The sequence below is a fragment of the Marivirga sp. genome (assembly GCF_024636815.1).
Taxonomy (GTDB): Bacteria; Bacteroidota; Bacteroidia; order Cytophagales; family Cyclobacteriaceae; genus Marivirga.
In genome coordinates this window covers 1-5,434 of sequence record NZ_JAGXGF010000211.1, presented here as the reverse complement: position 1 = coordinate 5,434, position 5,434 = coordinate 1, and the positions used below count along the sequence as shown (strand labels likewise).

The 5,434-nt window shown below is 36.6% G+C and carries 3 protein-coding genes; all 3 read right to left on the bottom strand.

Annotation, left to right across the window (positions count from 1 at the left end):
* Positions 1–2,287: ABC transporter permease (locus tag Q0L29_RS15220; protein WP_296623032.1), on the bottom strand; the 2,287-nt coding region annotated here is incomplete at its 3' end.
* Positions 2,288–2,351: 64 nt separating this feature from the next.
* Entirely contained in the window at positions 2,352–4,784 is a 2,433-nt protein-coding gene (locus Q0L29_RS15215) for an ABC transporter permease (RefSeq protein WP_296623030.1), read from the bottom strand.
* Between the two features lie 116 nt (positions 4,785–4,900).
* The coding region (locus Q0L29_RS15210) for a serine hydrolase (protein ID WP_296623028.1) at positions 4,901–5,434 on the bottom strand (534 nt) is incomplete at its 5' end.

Genomic DNA, 5,434 nt, shown 5'->3' with positions numbered 1-5,434 from the left:
CAGATAATTCCATGCGGTACTGAAAACTACTCAACCAATTGTTCAGAAAATACCAAGCTGGGAAAATGGATAATACAAATGCAATGGCAATCAAGAATGCATATTCTTTGGTAATCAGCATTAAAATATTGGATAAAGAAGCGCCTAATACCTTTCTGATGCTAATCTCTTTCGTACGTTGTGCTATTGTGAAAGAAGACAGGCCAAAAAGCCCTAAGCAGCTAATTAAAATCGCCAATACCGTGGCAAAGCCTAATACGCGTTTCATCCTTAATTCAGATTGGTAAAAATTTTCTATGGTTTTATCCAAAAATTGGAATTCGTGGCTCTCGTTAGGATAAATGGAGTGATAGCTTGCCTGCATTTGCTCTTTGGCAGCTACCAAATCAATATTAGGTTTTAATTTTATATTGGTCGTAAACAAGCCCATATTATCAGGTTTAATCATCATAGGTCTAATGGCTTCGTACATGGATTGAGTATGAACATTTTTTACAATCCCTACTATGATTAATTCAGCCTGATTATAATTTACTCGTTCTCCAATGGCCTCTTCAGGATTTTCAAAACCCAGTTTTTTAACAGCCATTTCATTAATTAGAATTTCATTAGAAGCCATTCTAAAGTTTCTTCCTGCAATAAGCGGTACATCATATAAATTTATATAGGCTGTATCCGCTTTTTTTATCTGAATACCCAATTCAAAATCACTTGTATCTTCCGACAAACTTACTGAAGTGGTCCAAAGCCCCTGAGAAATTAGAATTTCGCTGCTCAAACTCACATCCTGAATAAAAGATTGTTTTTTAAGCTCGTCTCTCAAAATCTGATTCCGTTGATCAGTGTGATCGAAAGATGTATTAACATACATCACTGCTTCTTTATTAAAGCCTACATCTTTTTTCAACAAATAATCAATTTGCCCACTTACTGCCATCACTATTATAATAAAGGCAATGGATAATGAAAACTGAAGCACGGTCAGGTTTTTCCGTAGAAAAAATTGAAAGTCAAAGCCTTTTTTCCATTTACGATCACCCTTTAAGGCTTTTATTGGAGAATATCCCGATAAGAGTAAAGCTGGATAAATGCCTGAAAGCAGTAATATTAAGATAGAAAGTAAGGAAAGAAAAATTAAATTATTGCCTGACCAATACTCAAAAGTAAGGCCTTCGGGAAGCAATTCTTTAAAGTAAGCTATCCCAAGTTCACTTAAAAACAAGGCTATTATTATAGCTAAAAGTATAATTATAAATGTTTCGGTAAGAAACTGTGCTACCAATTGTTTTCTACTACTCCCTAGCGTTTTCCTTACCCCTACTTCTTTTGCCCTCAATTTGGCCTGGGCTGTTTCCAAATTAATAAAATTGACACAGGCAATAAATAGAATAAAAAATCCAATAGCAATGAGTCCTTTTATGACCATTTTATTGGCTGCTTTGGTACTGTAAGTTTGACTAAAATGAAGCTCACTTAATGGTTCCAAATAAAAATCAGTCCGCCAATCCCCTTCTGGTTTAATGTATTTGTTCTTAATAGCTAAAAGGGTTTCTTCTGCTTTCTCATAGTCATTAGGATCAATTTTTATAAACAACTGGGAAGAAGAGGTGACATTTCCCCAACTATCCACATGAATTTCCTCACGACTACTTTGTTTGTTTAAAATAGTAGCCATTGAAATAAATTCTGTAAAAGTAAAATCGCTATTTTCTTCAAAATCAGCAACCACTCCAGTTATTTTTGTTGGAATTGTATCTGCAAACATTAACTCCCTGCCCAATGCTTCTGATGGTGAAATATCGCCAAAATATTTCTGCATAGCTTTTTCAGTAAGCACAATAGAATTCATGTCTTTTAAAGCGGTGACTCTATTGCCACTTAACCATTGGTAAGGAAACATCTTGAAATAAGAGGAATCGGTATAAATCACTCCTTTTTGCCTGCCATAATTCTTTTCTCCATCTGCAGAGCTTACCATCACTGAACTGGAGGTGTAGAAATGGTTTACCTCTGTTGCCATTGGCAATTCATTTCTAACCGCTTCTGCCAAAGGAAAATGAGTCCCTGAATTAGGCCATTTCTCTTCTGCATTACCTGTTACACTCATTACCCTATGAATTTTTTCTTTCTCAGGATGGAAGGTATCGAAACCATATTCATAGGCAACCAAATTATAGATGACAAAACAGGCCGCTATACCTATAGATAAGCCTATCACATGAATGAAAGAGCGCAGGCTGTGACGCTTGATGTTGCGCAGGGCGATTTTTAGGTAGTTGAGTAGCATGGATATAGATTTATAATTTATCTTTCATTTTTGTTCTAGTAAAAAATGGTTCAATCACTCCCTACTAATCATTTAAAGTTTCAGCAGGATTTACCAGTGCTGCTTTCACTGTTTGAACAAGTGTTGAAGCTAAAAAAATGACTGCAATGATTACAGCTGGGATTACATAAAACCACCAGCCAAGCTCTATCCTGACCAGAAAATTATCTAGCCAGTTGGAGAATAAATAAAAGGATAATGGAATACCCACGGTAAAGCAGATACTCAACCAAATCAGATATTCACGAGAAACCAAGGTTAAAACGTCTGTAAAAGATGCCCCCATAATTTTGCGGATACTGATTTCCTTATTTCTTCCGATAATCAGTTGAGTGGTGACGCCCACAATACCCATTACTGCTATTATTATGGCGATTATTGCCGCCAGACTAAATAGTTGCACAAATTGCAATTCACTTTTATATTGCTTATCAAAATGTTCATCCAGAAAATAATACTCGAAAGGTGATGCTGGAAATAAGGTATTGAAAGCAGTCGCTATTTGGGGAAGGATTTTACCAACTTCCTCTTTATTAAAATCCAGAATATAATAATTCAAATCACCAGGGGAGTAATTTAATACTAGTGGGTTGATTTGATTATTAACCCCTTGCTGTCTGAAATTGTCTACCACACCAACAATTGGGACTGCATTGCCATTGCTGAAAAGCTGCTCTCCAATGGCATTCTCTGGCTCATTAAAACCTAAAGTTTCCAGAGCTTTTTCGTTGATAATGGCTTCGCTTCCTTCTTCAAGTGCATTATTGAAATATCTTCCTGCTTTTAACTGAATTTTAAAAGTTTCAAAATAATTTTCGCCTACGTTTAATATACTGTACATAGCGCCACTTTTATCGTTCCCTTCCACATAAACATTATCGGTACGCCAATACACTTCATTGCCGGGAATTTCATTGGTTGCAGCTACAGCTTTTACTCCTTCAATTTTGGTTAATTCATTGTTCATCTGTTCCTGATAATTTCCACTTCCCTCCACAAAAAGCATAGGAGAACGCACTATAAGTTTATCATTCAACGCAATACCCAGTTCTTGCTCTCGCATGTGATTGAGTTGATAGTAAACTGTGAAAATCCCTGAAAGTATGATCAAGCAGAAGACTAATTGGGAAACCAAGAGTGGTCTGGCAAAAGTGTTTCTTAATTTAAAAGTTAGCGTTCCTTTCAGTATGTCTGAGGGCGAAAAGGAAGTCAATACAGCAGCCGGATATATACCAGAAATCAAAGTTCCGAAAATCCATAAGATTAGTAGAAATGAATATAGCTGGTCAAATCCAAAAGCAGAAGCGGGTAAATTCAGGCTCAGTACCTCTACAATAAAATTACCACTTGTACCGAGGATAACTGCAGCAATTGACACAGCCATGAAGTTGATCATTAGAGATTCCATCATAAACTGAAGAAAAAGCTGCTGTTTATTCCCTCCAGTAACTTTTCTCACGCCAATTTCCCTTGCTCGGTTAAGTGCCCGTGAATTTGTGATATTAATGCTATTGAGGTAAACCATTAACAATACAAAAGCGCCAATCCATATAAAATATTTTAATTTGCTTCCATCTATACCGGCATTATATTCTCCCGCATATTGGAGATTAGTATGGATTTGATCAACTGCCTGGAATTCAAGTTCCCATTCATTTCCTGCGGCTTTCAATGTTTCTCCATGACGGCTTTGCAATGCATCATTCATTTGGCTCCGAACAGCTTCAATAGTGGCTTTTTCATTGATTTTCAAATAGGTGTACATGTTTTGCCAATCAAAAGACTGATCAACCTGCTTCCCTATAAAATGATGCAACGTAGCATATGAGACTAAAATCTCTGGTTTTAAATGCCTGTTTTCAGGAACGGACTCATATACTCCTGCCACTTCAAACACTACTGTTCCATCAAAATTAGTGCTGTTAATTTCCAGTACTTTTCCAGTAGGATCTTCATCACCATATATTTTCTGAGCAGTAGTTTCAGAAAGCATTACCTTTAAAGGCAATGCCATTTGCTCCAAGTCTCCTTGTTTGATTTCCACATCAAAAAAATCAAAATATTGAGCATCAGTCAGAAAAATATTTTCCTCGCGAATAAATTCTTCTCCTAGTCCTGCAATGACTTCTCCCATAATCACTACTCGGCTAAAAGCTTCAACTGCAGGGAGTTCATCCAAAGCCAGTTGCCCCATGGCTGGAGCGGTTCGGGCGCTATGCTCCTCTACTTGACCTTCGGAGACAGAAGCAAGATTCAATCTGTATAATTGATCAGATACTGCTAAATCTGCATCATAACTTTGCTCAAACTGCACGTACATCATAATAAGCAAGGCCGCGGTTATACCTATTGACAAGCCACCAATATTAATGAAGAAATAGGCTTTATTTTTAAAAAGCTGCCTGAAGAAGATTTTGAGATAGTTTTTAAGCATGGCGATATATTTTAGCGTACTCACTTTTTAAGGGATTTACAGGATTTACCATAGAGACTTTTATTGCTTGATAGGCAATTGAAAACGGTTGAGGTTTGCAGCGAACTGGCCTATAGCCAGCATGAATGTCATAGCCTATATTACCTGCCATCTTTGTTTGTTAAATCATGTTTAAAAAGCAAATTATAAATTCCGTAGAAGGTCTCTTCTTGCTCCGCTGTTTCAATTGAAATGTTTGTGAATAAGATTCTCCCTATTCCGGTTTTGGGTGAAAAATACATTAGTGTAGTTGTTCCAAAATCATTCCCTGCGTGCCCTATCAAACCTTCAAAGGATAAATCCCAGCAGATACCCTCTGTAAGCTCTTCTCCATCGAATTGCTTTCTCATCATTTCTAAAAATGATTCTTTGTTCATTATACTACTCTCCCCCTCCACTCCCTTCATCATTTCTTGCATATATCTGGTCATATCGCTCACAGAACTGTAAAGTCCGCCATCAGTATAGGTAATGATTCGATATTTTGGCACTTCATTGTAGAATTCATTATAATAGGTGACGTGATTATTGTTTTTTGCTTCCTCCAGTTTCCAGCTTGATGAATTCATTTTTAAAGCATTGAGAAGTAATTCTTCAGTCAATTCATTAAAGGATTCACCCGTTTTGATTTCAAT